Source organism: Clostridium gelidum, from assembly GCF_019977655.1.
GTDB lineage: Bacteria > Bacillota > Clostridia > Clostridiales > Clostridiaceae > Clostridium > Clostridium gelidum.
On sequence record NZ_AP024849.1, the window covers coordinates 845,691 to 867,701 of the forward strand.

General features: G+C 28.6%; 18 protein-coding genes and 1 pseudogene. 18 read left to right on the plus strand and 1 reads right to left on the minus strand.

Annotation, left to right across the window (positions count from 1 at the left end; translation table 11 throughout):
- Positions 1-117: 117 nt before the first annotated feature.
- The gene (rpsA, locus tag psyc5s11_RS04005; RefSeq protein ID WP_224036346.1) at positions 118-1,272 is read left to right on the plus strand and encodes a 30S ribosomal protein S1; all 1,155 of its coding nucleotides are present in this window, start codon (positions 118-120) and stop codon (positions 1,270-1,272) included.
- 150 nt (positions 1,273-1,422) lie between these two features.
- Here rpsA and pyk read toward each other — a convergent pair whose 3' ends face one another.
- Positions 1,423-2,841 carry a pyruvate kinase gene (pyk, locus tag psyc5s11_RS04010; RefSeq protein ID WP_224036347.1) on the minus strand — a complete coding sequence of 473 codons (1,419 nt, stop codon included), beginning with the start codon at positions 2,839-2,841 and terminating at the stop codon, positions 1,423-1,425.
- 176 nt (positions 2,842-3,017) lie between these two features.
- Here pyk and psyc5s11_RS04015 point away from each other — a divergent pair.
- From psyc5s11_RS04015 to psyc5s11_RS04095, 17 genes and pseudogenes are all read left to right on the plus strand, one after another.
- Positions 3,018-4,387, plus strand: a pseudogene (locus psyc5s11_RS04015) (aminoacyl-histidine dipeptidase).
- A 371-nt stretch (positions 4,388-4,758) separates the two neighbouring features.
- Positions 4,759-5,346 (plus strand): C40 family peptidase, encoded by a 588-nt coding sequence (locus psyc5s11_RS04020; protein ID WP_224036348.1) that lies wholly within the window; start codon positions 4,759-4,761, stop codon positions 5,344-5,346.
- 148 nt (positions 5,347-5,494) lie between these two features.
- Positions 5,495-6,169, plus strand: coding sequence for an SPOR domain-containing protein (locus tag psyc5s11_RS04025; protein WP_224036349.1), 675 nt, complete (start codon positions 5,495-5,497; stop codon positions 6,167-6,169).
- A 274-nt stretch (positions 6,170-6,443) separates the two neighbouring features.
- Positions 6,444-7,010: a Maf-like protein gene (locus psyc5s11_RS04030; protein ID WP_224036350.1), complete on the plus strand. Its 567-nt coding sequence runs from the start codon at positions 6,444-6,446 to the stop codon at positions 7,008-7,010.
- 45 nt (positions 7,011-7,055) lie between these two features.
- Positions 7,056-7,745 carry a RadC family protein gene (gene radC / locus psyc5s11_RS04035; protein WP_224036351.1) on the plus strand — a complete coding sequence of 230 codons (690 nt, stop codon included), beginning with the start codon at positions 7,056-7,058 and terminating at the stop codon, positions 7,743-7,745.
- A gap of 21 nt (positions 7,746-7,766) precedes the next feature.
- The gene (locus tag psyc5s11_RS04040) at positions 7,767-8,783 is read left to right on the plus strand and encodes a rod shape-determining protein (RefSeq protein ID WP_224036352.1); all 1,017 of its coding nucleotides are present in this window, start codon (positions 7,767-7,769) and stop codon (positions 8,781-8,783) included.
- Positions 8,784-8,786: 3 nt separating this feature from the next.
- Positions 8,787-9,632: a rod shape-determining protein MreC gene (gene mreC, locus psyc5s11_RS04045; RefSeq protein WP_224036353.1), complete on the plus strand. Its 846-nt coding sequence runs from the start codon at positions 8,787-8,789 to the stop codon at positions 9,630-9,632.
- Between the two features lie 10 nt (positions 9,633-9,642).
- A complete protein-coding gene (gene mreD, locus psyc5s11_RS04050; RefSeq protein WP_224036354.1) occupies positions 9,643-10,134 on the plus strand; it encodes a rod shape-determining protein MreD in 492 nt (163 codons plus the stop codon).
- Positions 10,131-13,043, plus strand: a complete 2,913-nt coding sequence (locus psyc5s11_RS04055) for a peptidoglycan D,D-transpeptidase FtsI family protein (protein ID WP_224036355.1) — start codon at positions 10,131-10,133, stop codon at positions 13,041-13,043. Before mreD ends, psyc5s11_RS04055 begins: the two co-directional genes overlap by 4 nt.
- 285 nt (positions 13,044-13,328) lie before the next feature.
- Entirely contained in the window at positions 13,329-14,009 is a 681-nt protein-coding gene (gene sfsA / locus psyc5s11_RS04060; RefSeq protein ID WP_224036356.1) for a DNA/RNA nuclease SfsA, read from the plus strand.
- A gap of 250 nt (positions 14,010-14,259) precedes the next feature.
- Complete coding sequence (gene minC / locus psyc5s11_RS04065; RefSeq protein ID WP_224036357.1) at positions 14,260-14,919, plus strand: septum site-determining protein MinC; 660 nt, start codon at positions 14,260-14,262, stop codon at positions 14,917-14,919.
- A 20-nt stretch (positions 14,920-14,939) separates the two neighbouring features.
- Positions 14,940-15,740 (plus strand): septum site-determining protein MinD, encoded by an 801-nt coding sequence (gene minD / locus psyc5s11_RS04070; RefSeq protein ID WP_224036358.1) that lies wholly within the window; start codon positions 14,940-14,942, stop codon positions 15,738-15,740.
- Positions 15,741-15,754: 14 nt separating this feature from the next.
- Positions 15,755-16,024, plus strand: coding sequence for a cell division topological specificity factor MinE (gene minE / locus psyc5s11_RS04075; protein WP_224036359.1), 270 nt, complete (start codon positions 15,755-15,757; stop codon positions 16,022-16,024).
- A gap of 380 nt (positions 16,025-16,404) precedes the next feature.
- Positions 16,405-17,535, plus strand: coding sequence for an FtsW/RodA/SpoVE family cell cycle protein (locus psyc5s11_RS04080; protein WP_224036360.1), 1,131 nt, complete (start codon positions 16,405-16,407; stop codon positions 17,533-17,535).
- Positions 17,536-17,731: 196 nt separating this feature from the next.
- Complete coding sequence (locus psyc5s11_RS04085) at positions 17,732-18,199, plus strand: hypothetical protein (RefSeq protein WP_224036361.1); 468 nt, start codon at positions 17,732-17,734, stop codon at positions 18,197-18,199.
- Positions 18,200-18,331: 132 nt separating this feature from the next.
- Positions 18,332-19,195: a site-2 protease family protein gene (locus psyc5s11_RS04090; RefSeq protein WP_224036362.1), complete on the plus strand. Its 864-nt coding sequence runs from the start codon at positions 18,332-18,334 to the stop codon at positions 19,193-19,195.
- A gap of 252 nt (positions 19,196-19,447) precedes the next feature.
- Positions 19,448-21,523, plus strand: a complete 2,076-nt coding sequence (locus psyc5s11_RS04095; protein ID WP_224036363.1) for a YcdB/YcdC domain-containing protein — start codon at positions 19,448-19,450, stop codon at positions 21,521-21,523.
- Positions 21,524-22,011 lie beyond the last annotated feature (488 nt).

Consider the following 22,011-nt stretch of genomic DNA (forward strand, 5'->3'; position numbering starts at 1 on the left):
AAGGTTTTCAATTAATTATATCATAAGTATATTAATAGTACATTAAGTATACTTGTATAAACAGTTTTCTTAGATTAATATTGTAGATAGAGTAAATTTTATAAGGAGTGATTATTAATGTCTAATGAAGAAACAATGAGCAGTATGGGTGAATTACTAAACGAATATGATGTAAAGAAATTAAATAGGGGAGAGATTTTAAAGGGTAAAGTTATTGATGTAAATGATAAGGAAGCTTCAGTTAACATAAACTATGCTTTTGATGGATTAATATCTAAAGAGGAACTATCAGTAGATGGAAAAGATCCGAGAGACGTAGTTAGCACAGGTGATGAAATTGATGTATATGTTATATCTCCAAACGATGGGGAAGGATACGTTGAACTTTCATTAGTAAGAGTATTAGAAATAAAAGAAAAAGAAGAAATAAAGGAATCTTTTAAAGAGCAAAAAAACATTACTGTAAAAGTTAAGGAGGAAACTAAAGGTGGAGTAATTGCTTATTATGGAAATGTAAGAGTATTTATTCCAGGTTCACTTGTGAGTAGACAAAGAATTGAACTTAGTACTTTAGTAGGAACAGAACTAGAGATTAGAATTACAGAATTAGATTTTAGAAATAAAAAGGTTATAGGATCAAGAAGAGTTATTGAAGAAGAAGAATACAACAAAAACAAAAAAGTTATATGGGATAGTTTAATAGAAGGCGAAAAAAGAAGTGGTATTGTTAAAAAGTTAGTTAAATTTGGTGCCTTTGTAGATATTGGTGGAGTGGAAGGTTTAATTCATATTTCAGATTTATCATGGGAAAGAGTAAATAGTCCAGAGGATGTAGTTAAAGAAGGCGACAGCGTTGAAGTATTTATAGGATCTGTAGATAGAGAAAAAGAGAGATTATCTTTAATACTAAAAGATGTAACTAAAGAACCATGGACAGTTCATAGTGAAGATATTAAAGAAGGCGATTTGGTAGAAGGTAAAATTGTACGTCTTGCTGCATTTGGAGCATTTGTTGAATTGTTTCAAGGGGTAGAAGGATTGGTACATATTTCAGAAATTGCAGATGAACGTATTACAAAACCTTCAGATGTATTAGAAGTTAATCAAAAAGTTAAAGTTAAAGTATTGAACATTAACATAAAAGAAAAGAAAATAGCTTTAAGCATAAAAGAAGCTGCAGAAACTAACAAAGAGTATGTTAATTATGTTGATAATGAGGAAGAAGAAGGAACATCTTTAGGAGATTTACTTAAAGGATTTAAGTTCAATTAACAGTTAACAATTAAGGAACAAAGTCCTACGGACTTTGGAATAAATAAGACTCTGCTAATCAAATTACAGATTTGATTAGCAGAGTCTTTATTATTTTATTAATTCAATTTCCAAAGGAAATTGTACCTAAATTGTTAATTGATAACTGAATTAAATTTTTTCTATTTTTAACATATTAGTTCCACCAGTATGAGTTGTTGGCATTCCAGCAGCAACTATTATGTCATCTCCAGGTAAAGCTATACCTAATTTATATACTACGTTTTTAGCTTCAATTAATATTTGATCTGTTGTATTAAACGTATCACATTTCATAGGGCAAATTCCAAAATTTAAGCTTAAAGTTCTTCTTACTTGATCGTAAGGAGTTATTGCTATAATTGGAGCTTTTGATCTATATCTCGAAAGTATTCTAGCTGTAGCACCACTCTTTGTTGCAGCAACAATAGCCTTAGCATGTAAAATATTTGCAGTTCTACAAGCAGAGTAACTTATTGCTGAGGCATAGTCATTAAGAGATGGCTCTCTAAGTCTTGCAGTTAAACTATCATAATCTAAATATTCTTCAGCTTCTTGAGCTATTTTAGCCATTATCTTTGCGGATTCTATAGGGTATAAACCAGATGCACTTTCACCACTTAACATGATTGCATCAGTTCCATCAAAAATAGCATTACAAATATCACTTGCTTCAGCTCTAGTTGGAATTGAATTTCTAATCATTGAATCAAGCATTTGAGTTGCAGTGATAACAATTTTTCCTGCTTCATTACATTTCTTAATTATCATTTTTTGATTTATAGGTACTCTTTGGATTGGAATTTCAACACCCATATCTCCTCTGGCAACCATTACAGCATCAGTTGCTTCAATGATAGAATCTATATTATCTACACCTTCTTGATTTTCTATTTTAGCGATTACCTTTATATGTTCACCATGATTTTCTTTTAAAACCTTTTTAACATCTAGAACATCACTAGCTTTTCTTACAAAAGAAGCAGCTATAAAGTCAACGCCCATTTTACAACCGAATTTAATATCTTCAATATCTTTTTCTGTGATTGATGGTAACTTAATAACTACATTAGGAACATTAACACCTTTATGGTTTTTAATTTCTCCACCAACTACAACTTTAGTATGAATTGTTTTACCTTCAACTCCAGTAACTTTGAACTTTAAAAGACCATCATCAACAAGAATCTTTCCTCCAACTTTTATATCTTGATAAAGTATATCATAGGAAATTGAACATCTTTTTTCATCTCCAAGAATTTCTTCTCCACAAATAAATTCAAAATCATTGCCTTCAGTAAGAGTTACTCCATCATTTATAAAATTATGAGTTCTGATTTTAGGCCCTTTGATATCTAGGACAATAGCTGTTGCAGAATCCATATCTTTGCTTATACGTTGGATTAATTCAATTTTCTCTTTGTGTGATTCATGTGTACCATGAGAAAAATTTAATCTTGCAGCACTCATACCGATTTGGATAAACTTTCTTAGAGTTTCTTCATTATCACTTGCTGGACCAATAGTAAAAATCATTTTTGTTTTTTGCATATAGACACCTCACATTAAAATTTTATACATTATACTTATAGTGTGTAAAATAATCAACCATAAAATAATAAAATAATAAAAATATATACAGAATAGAACACTATTTTATGATAAACTAAGAAAAAGATATGTATATTGATATTTTATCACATAATTAGCGAAAGGAAGAGTAAAGTATGAAAAATTTAGAGAATATTACAGAGGAAAGAATTTTTTATCATTTTAATGAAATAAGTAAAATACCAAGAGGCTCCGGTAACGAAAAGCAAATAAGTGACTATTTACTTAACTTTGGAAGAAATTTAGGACTAGAATGTATTCAAGATGGAGCTTTAAATGTGATTATAAAAAAAATAGCATCAAAAGGTTATGAAAAAGCTCCAGTAATTATAATTCAAGGTCATATGGATATGGTATGCGAAAAAAATAGTGAAAAAATACATGATTTTACAAAAGACCCTATTGAATTAATTATTAAGGGTGATTATATATATGCGGATAAAACTACTCTTGGAGCGGATGATGGGATTGCACTTGCTTATGCAATGGCAATATTAGAAGATAATACTATAGAGCATCCAGCTCTTGAAGTGTTAATAACATCTGGTGAAGAAGCAGGAATGAGTGGAGCCATGGCAATTCAACCTCATTATATTAATGGAAGAATTGTTTTGAATATAGATTCTGAAGAAGAAGGAAAACTTTTAGTTAGTTGCGCAGGAGGAATTAGAACTAAATCTACTATTCCTATTGAATGGATAGACAAAAAGGAAAAGACAAAAGAATATACCCTTGTAATCAAAGGATTAAAGGGAGGGCATTCAGGAACGGATATTAATTTAGGAAGAGGAAATTCTAATAAATTAATGGGAAGACTATTAAAAGAAATATCCAAGGAAATTCAATTAAATTTGGTTTCATTAAATGGTGGAGCAAAGAATAATGCAATTCCAAGAGAAGCTACAGCAGTTATATCAATTAAGTCAGCAAGAGAGAAAAAACTATTAGATTTAAAAATGAAAGTCTGTGAAAATCTAAAAAAAGAATTTAGTAAAAAGGATCCAGATTTGAGAGTATACCTATTAGAATATGAAAATAGTGTAAAAAAGGTATTTTCAGATGATACTACAGCTAAAGCAATTAATTTATTGTATATGTACACAAATGGAGTAAATACAGTGAGCTCAGAAATAGAAGGATTAACAGAAAGTTCAATTAATCTTGGAGTAGTAACAACTAATGAAAATGGTGTGGAATATTTGAAACTAGTGAAGGATATCCAGCGTGGCCATATAAAACTGATTCAAAAATAAGAGAATTATGTAAGAAAGTATATTCTAAAATGTATGGAAAAGAGCCCGAGATTTTTTCGATTCATGCTGGTATAGAATGTGGATTGCTTGCGGAAAAGCTAGGAGATTTAGATATGATTAGTTTTGGACCGGACATGTTCGATATACATACTCCAAATGAACATATTAGTATATCGTCTACCAGTAGATGCTTTACATACTTATTAGAAGTTCTTAAGGAAATAACAAATTAATAAATAAAACCTCAGTGCTACTACTAACGTAACACTGAGGTTTAAATTTTGCCGTATTTCAATAGAAAACAAGTAGATTTCAAGGTAATGTTTTAAGAAAAATAGCAGAAAAACAATAATATAAGCAATGGTAAGATGTAGAATGAAAAGTCAGAAAATTATAAATTTACAGTAAATGAGCATTATGGAGAGAAATATTAAGGAAAATGGAGATATTTTGCTGTAAATAAATATATATACGTGTTAAGAGTTTGACCTATAGCTAATTTATCAATATACTAATAAATGTGTGAAAATTAAAAGACAATATAAATAGAAATGAAAATGTTTTCTAAATTAATATATAATCAGATAGTGGAGAGGAAATAAAGATGAAAATTAAAAATAATATGCTTACAAAATGCATAATTGCTGCTTTTGTTTTTTCGGGAGCATTCTTTCTTAATACTCAAAATGCTAATGCCGATACTACACTAACATCTACTAAAGGAATTACACTTAAAACTAGTGAACTTAAAACAACTAAAGTAATTAAAGCACCTTCTGATATAGCATCAGATAGTGGTAGCACAGCTTCAAGAGGTGCTATTAGTAAAGGGAACGAAGTTGTTAATTATGCATCTAAATTTTTAGGAAAGCCGTATGTTTATGGAGCAACAGGGCCAAATGCTTTTGATTGTTCAGGATTAACACAATATGTATACAATAAATTTGGAATAGGTTTATCTCGTACTACATATACTCAAGTAGAAGAAGGAACTAAAGTAAAAAGAAGCGATTTAAAAGCGGGGGATTTAGTATTTTTTAATACAGAAGGTTCAATAAGTCACGTTGGTATTTATATTGGAGATGGAGAGTTTATTCATGCACCAAGAACAGGAAAACCAGTAATGGTAAGTTCTTTATCAGATGGATACTATTCAGAAAAATATGCAACTGCAAGAAGAATCTTTGATTAAGAAATTTTACAAATAAATGTAAAGATATATGTACATTCTTCTATTAATTATGGGAGGATGTATTTTTTATTTTTGGGAATATGCCTAACATAATTCATATATGTGTAACTTATAGAATAAATATAATATATGAAAAGGGGGTTATACTATGAGGTACACAAGATATGAATATAAGAAATCAGGAAAAGTAAAATTTTTATGTAGTATTGCAATTATTACTGGAATATCTATAGGTGGCGGATTATATATTAGTAATTTTATTTTTGATGGAAAATATATTAAGGATAATAATATGGATAATCCAAGCTATTCAAATGAGAGGAATCATCAGGGAGAAGTTCAAAAAATTGTGGCATTACAATGTGGATATTATGCTAAAGAAGAAAATGCAAAAGAATTATCAAATTCAATATCAAAATATTGTAATCCATTTGTAGTAGAAGAAGATGGCAAATATAGAGTGCTGGCTGGAATATATAAAGAAGAAGATGGTTTGAAAAAGTTGGAGGAATTTAAAGCAAATAATATTGATGTTGCTAAAATTAATTTAAATATATCAAGCAATAATGAAGAAAATAAAAAAATTATAGAAATTATAGATGGATTTTTAACAATTACAAATAAGCTTCACGAAGCTTCAGTTAAAAGCATAAAAACTTCAGAGTTCAAGGAATGGGCTGATAAAATTATAAATGATGGCAGTAGTGCTAAATCTAAAAAAATAGATAATTTAAATAGTTACGTAAAGAATTTGCCGGATGAAATAGATAAAGCCAATAGTAATGCAAATATACAAGATTTATACAAATTAATTAAGGCATAGTGAAAAAATAGCTAATAATTATTACAACAAAATTACATTTGTATAAAAAAAGCCATAAGTTAATATAACAGACTTGTTTAAGAACATCTTAAATGATAAACTATAAGGTATAGAAATGGTTTATAGGGATACCTGTCATTTCTATACCTTTAAAAATAAAATGATAAGAGTAGGCATATTCGGTCATATGCCTTAGTTAAAAAATTAACATGTCTATAACATAGATTATTTGTCAATAATATATGTTAGATTCTTTATTTTAGGATGTGAATATATGAAAATCATATTAGCTTCTGCTTCAGAGAGAAGGCAAGAACTTTTAGGTAGATTAATTGAAAAATTTGATATAATAGTCAGCGATTTTGATGAAAGTAAAGTTCTCTTTGAAGGGTCTGTAGATAGATATGTTAAAGATGTAGCTTTAGGTAAGGCGCTAGATATTAAAAATAAACTAAATGATGATGCAATAATAATATCAGCAGATACTATAGTTACATTAGATAATAAGATACTTGGAAAACCAAAGGACAAAGAAGATGCTTTTAAAATTTTAAAATCACTTCAAGGCAGAAAACATTCAGTTTATTCCGGTATTGTTGTTATTAATACAGCTAAAAATGTAATTAAACAAGAAAGCTTAGCTACAGAAGTTACTTTTTCTGAAATAAGTGATGATGAAATAATTGAATACATAAAAACTGGTGAGCCATTAGACAAAGCTGGAGCTTATGGGATTCAAGGTATAGGTGGAATATTTGTTAAGGAAATAAAAGGATGTTATTATAATGTTGTTGGACTTTCGTTAAACAAATTAAAATTTATGCTAGAAGAAGTAAAATAATTTGAGGGAACGAGAGGTTATCATATATGTGGAGGTAGTAAGCTAATGGAAAATAGCCTTAAAATTAAGGATATACCACAAAATGAAAGACCTAAAGAAAAATTATTGATTAATGGAGCTGATAGTTTAAGCAATTCAGAGTTGTTAGCAATTATACTCAGAACTGGAACTCAAGGAGAAAATGTACTTCAACTGAGTGGCAGACTTCTATCAGAGTTAGAAGGATTAGATGGAGTTTTAAGTGCAAGCTTTAACGATATAACATCTATAAAAGGTATTAAAGAAGGAAAAGCATCTCAAATTTTAGCATTGTCTGAGCTTTTTAGGAGATTTAGAACATTAAAGGCAATGAAAAAAGATGTTAAGATTAATAAACCTAAAGACTTAGCAGACCTTCTTATGGGAGAAATGAATGATTTAACTCAAGAAGTTTTGAAGGTCGTATTGTTAAGTACAAAAAATATTATTATTGCAACAAAAGATGTTTTCAAAGGTAGCTTAAATACATCTATAGTTCATCCACGAGAAATATTTAAGCAAGCAATAGATAAGAATAGTTCATCTATAATTATATGTCATAATCATCCATCGGGCGATCCAACGCCTAGTAAGGAAGATATAAATATTACACTCAGAATTAAAGAATGTGGAAATATAATAGGAATTCAATTAGTTGACCACATTATAATAGGAAATAATAAATTTGTTAGCCTTAAAGAGAGAGGACTAATATAGAATCGGAAGGGGAAAAATTAAATGGGATTTTTTGGATCGGGAAAAGATATGGGGATAGATTTAGGAACTGCAAACACATTAGTATTTGTAAAAGGAAAAGGGATTGTTTTAAGAGAGCCATCTGTTGTTGCGGTTAATACTACAACTAGAAGAACATTAGCAGTCGGATCAGAGGCAAAACTTATGATAGGTAGAACACCTGGAAATATAGTAGCTATAAGACCACTTAGAGATGGTGTAATAGCAGATTTTGATATAGCTTCAACAATGATGAGAAGCTTAATAGAAAAAGTATCAACTAAGAATGCATTTAAAAACCCAAGAATAATAGTATGTTATCCATCAGGTATTACTGAAGTTGAAAAGAGAGCTATTGAGGAAGCAACAAAGCTTTCAGGAGCTAGAGATGTAATTTTAATGGAAGAACCAATGGCAGCAGCAATTGGAGCAGGGCTTCCAGTAAGTGAACCTACAGGAAGTATGATAGTGGATATTGGTGGAGGTACTACAGAAGTAGCTGTTATTTCTTTAGGTGGAATAGTAACTAGTATGTCTCTTAGAAAAGCAGGCGATGAATTAGATCAATCAATAATATCTTATATAAAAAAAGAATTCAACTTAATGGTTGGAGAAAGAACTGCAGAACAAGTTAAAATGGAAATTGGATCAGCTTATAGAACCGAAGGTGAAGAAATGGTGATGGATATAAAAGGAAGAGATTTGATTTCAGGTCTTCCAAAGACTGTCGAAATTTCAGAAACTCAAGTGAGGGAAGCATTAAGAGAGCCTGTATATGCGATTGTTGAGGCTATTAAAATCACATTGGAAAAAACACCACCTGAACTTGCAGCAGATATTATAGAAAAAGGAATAATGCTTGCTGGTGGTGGAGCTTATCTAAAAGGACTAGATGTACTTATAAATAAAGAAACAAATATGCCTGTACATATTGCGGAGGCACCGCTTGATTGTGTAGTACTTGGAGCAGGAAAGGCACTAGAAGATTTCGATAAAATTAGTAGAGATCAAAGAGGGTAATATATGAAGCTTCTTAGGAATAAACTGGCAGTGACTATTATAGTACTGTCAGTTACCTTTTTAGGGTTAATAGTCTATACTGTTAAGAAAGAAAATAAAAGTATTATTGAAAGTGGTGCCGGTAGTGCTCTAAATCCTGTACAAAGTCTTGTGTATAAAGGGACTAATAAAGTCAAAGAAACTTTAGATTTTTTCTTGAATTTTTCAGAAGTAAAAGAACAAAATAAAGAATTAATCAATAAAAACCAAGAGCTTGAAAATGAATTAGCAACTTATTCAGATTTAAAAGAAGAAAATGATAGATTAAGAGGCGTATTAAACTTTACAGAAGAAAGAAACAATTATAATTATATACCATGCGACATTATAGAGTATAGTGGAGGAAATTTTCTAGATGGATATGTAGTTAATAAAGGTAAAAATGATAATATTCAAAAAGGTATGATTGTTATATCAGCTCAAGGATTAGTAGGTCAAGTAACAAGTGTAGGAAGCAATTGGAGTATAATTCAATCTTTAATTAATGAAAATATAGCAGTGAGTGTTATGGTTCAAAGCACTAGAGATACTGGATATATAAAGGGATTTAACGATAGCCAAAATAAAAATTTAGCTAAAGTGTATGATCTTCCAATGGATTCGGAAATTAAAGAAGGCGATGTAATTATGACATCTGGAGTAGGGCTGCTTTACCCAAAGGAAATTAGAATTGGAGAAGTAACTTCAGTTGAAGAAGATAAGGTAAAAGTAATGAAAAGTGCAGTTGTAAAACCATATGTAGATTTTAATAAATTAGAAGAATTATTTATTGTCTCTCCAAAGGATACGAGAGAAATTAAATATAATTAGGGGTTCGTAGATGGAAAGATTAATTATTATTTTAGTATCTATAGGTTTAGTTATATTAGACAATTCATTGATCCCATTTTTTTCTATAAAAGGGGCATATCCTAGTCTGTTATTTACATTTGCTATTGCTTATTCAATAATAAATGGAAAAGAAAAGGCTACATTTATAGGTGTTGTAAGTGGAATACTCCAAGATGTTTTCTTTTTTCATGGATTCGGAGTAAATTCTTTATTGAATTTATTAGTATGTCTTTTAGCAAGCTTTATTGGAGAAGGAATAGTAAAAAATAAGAGATTAATACCTGTAGTTTCAATTTTTTGTATTACAATGATAAAATATATAGGAGTATATTTTATATTTTATTTGCTGAATATTGACATACAGTTTTCAAAAAGTATTATTATGGCCGCATATAATGGAGTAGCAATGTTCTTTGTATATAAGTTAGTAATGAATGTTTATGATGATGAATATTCAAAACAAAGGTGGAGGTTTAAATGATAGTAAATAAACCAACAGATAAAAAGAAAAAGAAAACTTCCAGATATACGGTTTTGTGCATTATTATGGGGCTTATATTTGGAAGCATTATTTTAAGATTATTGTATGTTCAAGTATTTAGTTACGAAGAATATAAGGAAAGAGCAAATGTTACATCAACAAGGTTTGTAGCAGATAAAGCTCCACGAGGAAAGATATATGATCAAAAAGGAAATATTTTAGCAACTAATAAACAAACATATACAATTACATATACTAAAACAGATAATTCAGATAAGCAATTTTATACAACAATGAAAGAACTTTTTAAAATATTAGACGAAAATAAAGAGACTATTCAAGATACATTACCATTAAAAATAGATAGTGATAATGGGATATATTTTGAATATAAAAGTAATGATAAAGAATCTCAAAATCATGAAGATTTGAGATTTAAAAAAGATAGAGGTATAAGTGATACTTTAAAAAATAAAAATAAAAAATTAAAAGATGTTGAAGCATTATCCGATGAACAAAATGCACAATTAGATCAAGATCTTTTAAAGATGACACCAGAAGATTCATTTTATGCTCTAGTTAGATCTTATAATTTAATTGAACTTGTAGATTCAGACTATAAGACAAAAGCTAAAAGCAATATATATTCTGAAATGACAGATGAAGAATTGACTAATATAATTTTAAATGCAGGATATACTTTAAATGACATTAGAAAATTTATGGTTATAAAAGACTCTATAAAAATGCAAAGTTTTAAAGGAGATAAAGTAGCAACCATTGCAGGAAATATTAAAAGAGATACAGCTTTTATAGTGTATCAAAAAAAATATGATTTATCAGGAATAGATGTTAGCTTAGCACCAATAAGATATTATCCATTTGATAATTTGGCATCTTCAGTGTTAGGTTATGTATCTTCAATTAATGAAACTCAAAAGGAAGGATATGAACTTAAGGGATATGATGTTTCATCTGACTTAATTGGTACGTCTGGTATAGAATCTGCTTTTGAAGAACAATTAAAGGGAGTAAAGGGTGGAACAACCATTAAAGTTAATTCACAAGGTACAAAGACTCAAGACTTATTTAGCCTTCAATCTTATCCTGGAAAGGATGTACATCTTACAATAGACAGTGATATTCAATATGCAGCAGAAAAAGGATTGACTGATGCAATGGAGAATTTACAAAAGAATGTACCAGATAATGATGTGAATGATGGAAGTAAATTTCCAAATGCAACAAGAGGAGCGATAGTTGCAGTTGAGGTTAAAACAGGAAGAATTTTATCATTAGTAAGTTATCCTAATGTTAATCCTAATGTATTTGCAGTTCCAGGACAATTAACATCAGAGGAGAACAAACAATATTTTAATCCTGACTACGAGACATTTGGAAAACAATTAATACAAAAAATGGGTTTAAGAAAAAATGTTGATGAGCTATTTCCAATAGGAAGTGATGGATATAGAACAGATAAATATGATTTGTATCCAAGATCAATTTATAATTATGCTACTACGTCATTAATTCAACCAGGGTCTACATTTAAGCCTGTTACAGCTGTTGCAGGTTTAGAATCTGGTGTAATAAGCCCTAATACAATTATAAATGATACAGGTAAATTTAATATACATCCAGAAACTTTTGGTAAAAGTTTTAATCCATCAGGACTAGAAGATGCAATGGGACCAATAAATTTAACTACAGCTATAGGACAATCAATTAACTATTACTTCTATGAAACAGCATATAGAATGTATATGCAAGGGTTAGAGCAAGGAAAAAGTAAAATTGAGGCTTTAGATTCTATTGCAAAATATGCTTGGCAATTTGGTTTAGGTGTTGATCCTAATGATCCTAGTAGCAAGCAAAAAGAGACAACAGGAATAGAAATAGGAGAAAAATTTGGGCAAACATATAACTTTGCATCGTGGAAAGAAAGTCAAATAACATATGCTAAATTTACCTTACGTGATGCATTAGAAAATGGAGAGTATGCTGGAAAAACTTTCATAAAATTTGATTATGGTTTTTCGGATGATGATAATGACCAAGTTAAAAATTCAAAACAAGCTATAAAGGATAAAGTTATAGAAAAGTTAAAAAAGGTTGGTACTGCTGATGAAAAAATAATGTTGACCCAGCATGATGAATTTGCAAAGGATGTTATGAAGGATGTTATAAATATAATGGAACATTCTGAAAAATATAAGAGCAGAATAGCAGAAATTGAACAATCAGGAAAAAAAGTTGATTTAAATAATCAAGCTAAAACTATAGCGGAAGCTATAGCTCAATTTACAATTAATGATAAACCTGGAGAAATAAGAACGCCAGGTGAAATTGTTAATGCATCAATAGGTCAAGGTATGGATAGCTTTACTCCAATGCAGTTAGCATCATATATTTCCACCCTTGCTAATGGTGGAACAAGGTATAAACTTCATTTGGTTGACAAGATTACTGATAATGATGGCAATATAGTACAAGAATTCAAACCAGAAGTATTAAATACAGTATCAATGTCAAAGAGTACTCAAGATGCAGTTAAAGAAGGTATGAAAAAAGTTAACAATAGTGTAGAGGGTACAGCAGCAACAGCATTTATTGGATTTCCAATACAAACAGCTGGTAAAACTGGTACAGCCGATTATGCAAAGGATCAAAGGGAAAATGGAAGAAAACCTTATGCAACATATGTAGGTTATGCTCCAGCAGATGATCCGCAAATAGCTGTAGTTGCAGTAGTATTTGATGGAGGACATGGAGGTAATATTGCATCAGCAGTTAGGGCAGTTTATGAAGCATATTTTAAGGATGAATTATTAAAGACTTCAAATTACGCTTCAACATCAGAGTCTTTTAAGAAGTATGTTGTTGATAATCCAAATCATAAAAATTAAAGTGCTTCACAAGTAAGTATTAGTAATACACAGAATACAAAAGTAGGTAACAACACAATGGGTGCTACAGATTGAATTAGTAACAATAAAGAAGTATTCTAAATGTCTCTATAGGTATACCGTAATGAAGGTTGTATACCTATTGGGATATTTTTTGTTATGATAAAATATTTAAAAATATAAGCTATAATTGATAGTATATAAAAATTTAATTTACGCATATGAAAGAAAATATATTAGCAGACTTACGTGATATTATTTGAATATGCATTATTGGAGGTACAAATGAAATATGAGAATATTTTAAAAGGAAAATTTATATCAAGACCGAATAGATTTATTGCGCATGTTGAGATTAATGGTAAAATGGAAATTTGCCATGTTAAGAATACAGGAAGATGCAAAGAATTATTAACTCCAGGTGCAATAGTATTTGTGGAGGAAAATAATAATCCAAAGAGAAAAACTAGATTTTCACTTATAGGTGTTATAAAGGGAGAAAGAATGATTAACATGGATTCACAAGTGACTAATAAAGTTATTCATGAGTGGATATTAAAGGGTAATCTGATTACAGACGTCACTTTGATAAAACCAGAGAGTAAATATAATAATTCTAGATTTGATTTTTATATTGAAACAAAAAACAGAAAGATTTTCATAGAAGTAAAAGGTGTTACATTAGAAAGTGAAGGAATTGTAAAGTTTCCAGATGCACCTACAGAAAGAGGAGTTAAGCATGTTAAAGAACTTTGTGATTGTATAAAAGATGGATATGAGGCTTATATAATATTTGTAATACAAATGAAGGATGTATTACATTTTGAACCTAATGTAGAAATGCATAAAGAATTTGCAGAAGCATTGAAAAAAGCTGAGAAAAATGGTGTTAATATACTTGCAGTTGATTGTGAAGTTAAAGAAGATAGTATTAATATAAGAGATTATGTTAAGGTTGTCATATAATGCACATTAAAAAAATAATAAGTAAGTATAGTTTCTTATTCTTAAATGTTAAAACAAGGAAGATAGTATTAGAACAAATGGACATGAGATGAAATTATAGAAATTTAGGTTATATGTATTTTTATAAAAATTAATTGAAAATATTGAAAGATATATACAAAAATAGTTGTTATAATGATATAATCTTAAATAGGTTGACATTTTCAAAACAAATATTATTTTAACGGGTAAGATTCATTGGAGGAAATGAATGTATAATAATGATGGTATTTTAATAAAAGGGAATAGAGATGGAATAAATACAACTATTTATATGAATAAGTTTGCTTGTTTTGAAGATATGCTTAAAATGTTATTAAAAAAACTTTCTAAAGGAAAGCATTTTTATAAAGGAACAACGCTAATTCTAAAATTAGATTTAAATTTGATTAATAAGAAAGAACTTGAAATTATTAAGAATGCTTTGTTAACTGAAATACAAATAAAGGATATCGTATTAGAAGATATAGAGAAAGAAGTTGAAAAGGTACAGGAAAAAGAGACTAGAGTATTTTCGGGTGTATACGAAGGGAAAACTAAGTTTATAAGAAAAACAATTAGAGGTGGACAATCTATAAGTTACCAAGGTAACATAGTTATAATTGGTGATATAAATAGTGGGGCAGAAATATATGCAGATGGAAATGTAATTGTTTTAGGAGTTATAAAAGGTAAAGTAAGTGCAGGAACCAATGGAAATACGAAAGCAGTAATTGTTGCATTTTTATTGCAACCAGAAATTTTAAAAATTGCGAATGTGTTTGCAATGTCTCCGGATGATGTTGAAAAACCAACTTATCCTGAACTTGCAAGAATTAAGGACGGAGCAATAATAGTTGAACCGTATTTACCAAAGAAATATATATATTAGAGTGTTGGAGGGATTTGTAAATGGGAGTATCTATTGTAATTACTTCAGGTAAAGGTGGAGTTGGTAAAACAACAACAACAGCAAATATAGGAACTGCATTAGCATCACTTGGTAAGAGAGTAGTTGTTATAGATGGTGATACAGGACTTAGAAATTTAGATGTATTATTAGGATTAGAAAATAGAATAGTATATACAATAATAGATGTTATAGAAGGAAGATGTAGGTTAAAGCAAGGGCTTATAAAAGATAAAAGATTTCCTAATTTATGTTTATTACCTACTGCACAAACAAAAGATAAAGATGATATAAGTGCACAAGATATGCTTAAAATAGTAAATGAATTAAAGGAAGAATTTGATTATGTATTAATAGATTCACCAGCAGGTATTGAACAAGGATTTGAAAATGCAGTTATAGGTGCAGAAAGAGCAATTATAGTTGTAAATCCTGAAATCACATCTGTTAGAGATGCAGATAGAGTCATCGGAAAACTTGATTCAAAGGGATTAGAAGATCATGCAGTAATTATAAACAGATTAAATTACGAAATGACTAAAAATGGAGATATGCTGGATGTAAGTGATATTATAGAAACTCTTTCAATAGAATTATTAGGAGTTGTACCAGATGACAAGAATGTAACAGTTTCAACTAATAGAGGAGAACCTATCGTATTAGTTGAAAATGCTTATGCAGGACAAGCATTTAAAAATATTGCAAGACGAATTATAGGAGAAGAAGTTCCTTTTATGAATTTAAATATAGATGATAATCAAGGTTTTTTTGGATCCTTAAAAAAGTTATTTAAGCGTAATTAAGGGAGGACGGAGAGATGGGTTTTTTTAAGAATTTAAGTAATAAACCAACGCCTAAAGAAGTTGCGAAAGATAGATTAAGATTGATTCTTATACATGACAGAGGAGATATTGCTCCGGAAGTTATAGAGAAGATAAGAGAAGAAATATTGGAAGTAATTTCTAAATACATTGATATACAAGTAGAAGATGTAGAAATATCAGTAAACAAAAGTGATGACGATGAAGGCGAAAATACTTCTGCATTGATAGCTAATATTCCTATTAAAGGAATAAGAGGACGATAAAATAAAGATTGTTTAATATATAAGGTTAATGCACATAAAAGAGATTAGCTAATAATAAAGTGAAATATAAGAGATATTTGTTTTAAAAAATTAGAAAGATTAATTTTTTAAAACAAGCATCTCTTATATTTTTATTTTTTTAGAGAAATATATACACATATAAAAAAACACGCACCTATAAAAAGAGTGAGAAGCACAACCAAGAACTTAAAATCCAGATAATATATAAAAAAAGGCTATAGATAGTAGCTATAAATTATTACAAAATTATTATGTTTTATCATATCAATATAATTATTATGGAGAATGAAGTAATAATAATGTATAATTAAAAGTAATTGAAAGTTATATAAAAGCACAATTAAATAGGAGGTGAAGTAGTGTTTAAGCGATTTAAATTAGATGTAAGATTAATTAAAGAAATTGATAAAACTTTGTTAATTTCTTTAATTCTTTTAATTTTGTATGGTATATTAAATGTATATTTATGTACAAAAGCACAATATGGTTTGTTTTTTGTTAAATCCCAAGTGATTTGGTTTGCATTATCTATGTTGGCATTGTATATTTTTATGGCAGTTGATTATACAACAATATTTAATTATGTTCCTATTTTTTATTGGGGTTCAGTTATTCTTCTTTTATTAGCAATGGTTCCGGGAATTGGTGTAGTGGTTAATGGTGCAAGAGGATGGATTAGAGTTGGAGGATTTGGATTTCAGCCAGCAGAGATTGCTAAGCTTGGGATAATATTAATGATTGCAAAAAGGCTAGATGAAATGGAAGGAAAAATAAATGAAGTAAAGAACTTTTTTATATTAGTTTTTTATGCAGCGGTACCAGTTCTTATTATTGTTAGACAACCTGATATGGGAATGAGTATGGTTTGCTTTTTTATAGTTCTTGGAATTTTCTATACAATGGGATTAGATATTAGAATTATTGGTGGAGGATTAATGTCATTAGTTCTTGCTATAATAATTGTTTGGAATTCAGGATTTATACAATTATATCAAAAAGAAAGATTCACAGGATTTTTAAATCCTGAAGTTGATAGTGCGAATACTTATCAATTAAAACAATCTTTAATTGGAATAGGTTCAGGAGGAATACTTGGAAGTAGACCATCATTTAGTATAGATGGAAGTTCAAGTTATTCAGCACAAAATGTGCCAGAACCACAAACAGATTTTATTTTTGCTGCAATAGCAGATCAGTACGGTTTTTTAGGGGCTATTGTATTGTTAACTTTATATGGATTCTTAATTTATAAAATGATTTCAATAGCGCGAACTTCAAAAGATATATTTGGTTCAGTTATATGTGTCGGAATAGTTTCATATTTCTTGTTTGCTATATTTCAAAATATAGGTATGACAATAGGATTGATGCCAATTACAGGAATAACATTACCACTTATAAGTTGTGGAGGTAGTTCACTACTTACAACCGTAATTTCAGTAGGTCTCGTGATAAATGTAGGAATGAGAAGGAAAAAGATATTTTTTTAATATATTAAGAAATTTATATGTATTAGGCATAATCAAAAAAAGGATTGATAATTTATCCGCAAGACTATCAAAACTGCAAGACATAAGTTTTAGAGTTTTTTGCATAATTATCAATTCTATTTTTGTTTCTATTTATTCTCATAATTTTCCTTTCTATTTAATATAATTTAATGATGATAAATTTAAGGAGTGTATTATGAGTAGCTATAGATCGGCTTATGAAAATTATTATAAGAACATAAATAATGCAGCAAAAGGAAAGAAAGATAACAATAAATATTTTACTTTAGGTAAAAAAACTGATAATTCTATTAGTTCAAAACACGGGATTAATTTAAAGGATAATGATACAATGAGAAATACTTTGATTAAAAGAATAATACAGGAATTAACAGGAGCTACAATGTTATTGATATTTTTTGCTTCATTAAAATATAGTCCATCAACTCAATTTAATGAAATGCATATTAAATGTAAACAAACATTAGAACAAAAATTAACTTATAATGAGTATATAGATGCATTTAATACAATTCAAATAGGAAATATAACAGGAAAAGATTTAAGTATAGGCAATTTTACTACGGAAGATTTGAAAATAGAAAATTTAAAGATAAAAGCATCAAATTTTATGGACTATATAAAAAACAATAGAAATTCATAAGATTAGGGTTAATTTTAGTAAATCAGAATTATTAATCAAGATATATTTATGATAATTTAATAGTTTCTTAATTTCCATTTTTATTTGTGCATTGCAAATTTTATTTATTTAGCAATATTATAGGGGTTAGAAATGAAAAAGTGGTATATGGTATTGATTGTAGAATTGTCAATATTGATGTGGCTTGGAGATTTTAAAAGTGATGTTATTATTAGTTTTCTATGGGTAATACTACATGAGTTTGCACATATAATAGTTGCAAGTAGATTTGGGTGCAAATTTAATAATTTTAATATTAGCATATTAGGTGCTAAGGCTGAATTAAGTGATATTGATGAATTGACTGAAAATAGGAAAGTAATTTTATATTTAGCTGGACCGTTATTTAATATTTTTATGGCTGTGGTTACATGCTTTTTATATGATTATTTTAGCTTTGAATTTATTAAAAGTAGTATAAGTATTAATTTATGTTTAGGCATGTTTAATTTGATTCCAGCTTATCCATTAGATGGATCAAGAGTATGTGAAATATTATTATCAAAAAAGTTTCTATATAAAAAATCAAAAAAAATCACAGAAATCTTTAGTTTTATTATTTCTGGAGCACTATTTTTAGTATTTAGTATAATGCTTTTATTACATAAGGTAAACATAAGTTTATTTCTTGCGGTTATATTAATCACATATACAACGATTTTAGAAAGAGAAAAAACCATGTATATAATAATGGGAGATATGATTAAGAAGGTACGAAAGTTAAAAAAACATAAATACATGGAAAATAAATCTATTTCTGTGTATTATAAAAAAGGTTTAGTTAATGTATTAACGTTGGTTGATAAAAATAAATTTAATAGTTTTTATGTTCTTAATGATGATATGGAACTCATTTTTATAATTCATGAGGATGAACTTTTAAAAGCATTGAAGTATTATGGAAATATAACATTAGAGGAATATATGAAAATACGAGAGATAGATAAAAATAAATAAAATTGTATGATTTAAATCTTAAAGTTAGTATGAAAATGCATAGTAAAAGGAAGCTTGAAATAAAGTTTTTCTATATACTTAAAGCAGAGTTAATATTTGTTTGTTAGCAAGTATTAATTCTAATTTTATTTTAGGATAATGCAACATTTTGACTTCATAAGTTGTATTTATATTGAAGGGAAGGTTAAATATTTGCACTATTTAAAATTACGCAAATAAGATAAAATGGAAGTGAAAGGAAGGTGTAAATTGATGAAAAAGAAAAGGATTTTTAGTGGGATACTAAGTATTTGTTTATTAGTATCTACTATGTGTATTCCTACATTTGGAGTAGAAGAAGATAGTAAGGGGCTTGAACAAGCAATTGTAGCAACAAAGAAAGTGATAACAGTTCCAGATAGTTATACTGATTTTACGCATTACTCAAGTGAACGTGAAACAAGTGAAGGTAAAATTATGGTTTGGAGCTTTAACTGGTCAGAAAAAGAAGGTAAAAATGGATTTATATCCGCATCTATTGGTGAAAATGGTTTTTTATATGATTATAATAAACATACTGGTGATGAAAATCACAGTGGATTAGCACAAGTTACAAAAGATACAGCACAAATCTCAGCAGAAGAATTTTTGAAAAAAGTAATTCCCACATCTGAAGGGGTAATGAAAAGAGTTGATGGAAATTCTAATATTTCTTCAAATGAAGAGTATAATTTTACTTATCAAAAGTTTGTAAATGAAATTCCTGTTAATTTTATTATTGTTAATATAGGTGTAAACAAATACAGTGGTGAAATAACTTCTTTCAATGGAGAAAATCCAGGGATTAAAAGACTTGAATATCCAACTTTAGATAATGTAATAGAAGCACCTGCATCAGAAAAAGCATATATAGATAAATTAGGTGTTAATTTAAAATATTATTCTTATTATGATTATAAGGAAAAGAAAATGAAGATATTTGCAGGATATTCAGTAGATGATAATAAATATAAAGCTATTGATGGAAAAACAGGACAAGTAATTACTATTTTAAATGAAGATAAGATTTATAATAAGAACTTGGCAAATAGCAAGGGTGATGAATCTATAACAGCTAGCAGTAAGACAGAATTAAGTAAAGAAGAACAAGAAGCTGTTAATAATGTTGCAGGACTTATATCTAAAGAAAAGGCTGAAAGTATTATTAAGGAATCAACAGATATACTTACTGCTGAAATGAAGGTTATCGATGCATCTTTAAATAAAAATGAGTCTAGTGAAAAATATGTATGGCAAATTGGATTTGAAGGTGGTTATGGTAAAGTAAATGCGCAATCTGGTGAATTGATATCTGTACATTTTTATGATAATAAGGTTAAAGGAAATAAAAATATATCAAAGCTTGAGGCTAAAGATGTTGCAGAGAACTTTTTGAAAAAAGTTACACCTAATAAGTTTGTGCAAACAAAATATGAGGAACAAAATGAACCTGTTTTAAAAATTAGTGGACAAGAAGAGGAAAGCAGTTCTTATTTTAATTTTGTACGTCAAGTGAATGGTATAGAATTTGTTAACAATTCTTTACGTATAGAAGTTGATAAAACTAATGGTAAAGTTATTGGATATGATAATAATTGGTATGATAATGCGACTTTCCCTGATATTAGTCAAGCGATGACTAAGGAAGCAGCTTTTAATAAAATTAAACAATTAAAAAGCTTTGGCTTGCAATATGTTATGTTAGATAAAGATCACGTTGGATTAGTTTATAATTTTAAAAATTTAGATAGAAACTACATTATTGATCCAATAAGTGGCATAAGATTAGACTTTATGGGACAAGTATATAAGGAGAATAAATTACCAGAATATACAGATATAAGTGGTCATTGGTGTGAAAAAACAGTAAAAGAACTTTTGGAAAATGGATATTATATTGATGGAGATAAATTTAATCCTAATATGAATATTACTCAAATTAATTTTCTGAAATATATATATTCACCTATGAAAAATAATTATACTGACGATGAGTTTTACGACATGCTTTTTAAAGAAGGAATAATTAAAAAGGAAGAAAAGTCTTCAAGCTCATTTGTTTCAAATCAAGATGCAGCAAAATTTATTATAAGATATTTAGGTCATGATAAAATAGCAACGCATCCTGAAATATTTAGTAATCCTTTTAAAGACAATGTACAAGAACAATATAAAGGATATGCAGCAATGTGTTATGCTCTCAATATAATTCGGGGCGACAGAAATGGGAACTTCAATGGGACTCATAATCTAAACAATGCCGAAGCTGCTTTAATTGTTTATAATCTAGTTAAGGATAATAAACGTTAAAAATCGTAGTTATGCGTATAACTGGCCGAAATTGAATACATGTTTGATCCAGCGGACTAAGAAAATTTCGCTGGAAGCTACTAAATGGTAGGTTGCATCCATTTCTGTTTGCTCCTGAGGCAAGCTCAGGACAAGCAAAAATGGAACAACCAACCATTAAGTGGCTTCAACAGCTTATTTTCTAATGCCGCTTTCATATTATGACCCTTGTGGTTACAAACATGTATCCAATTTCTCTGTTTGTATATACTCCTAAATTATAGTAAATGTTTAATATAATACCAGGTATAAGTATAACTTAGAAGCTGGGTATCTATATTTTAGAAATAAGCAAAATAGAAGGGATAGTAGTTCTTTAATTAGATAGCTAGCTCTTCTATTATTTTTTACTTTAAATTATTAAATAAATAAGGATAAAGAAGATAAAATAATTTATAAATATTTTAAACATCATACAAAATCGCTTGCATTTAAACGAGAATAAATAT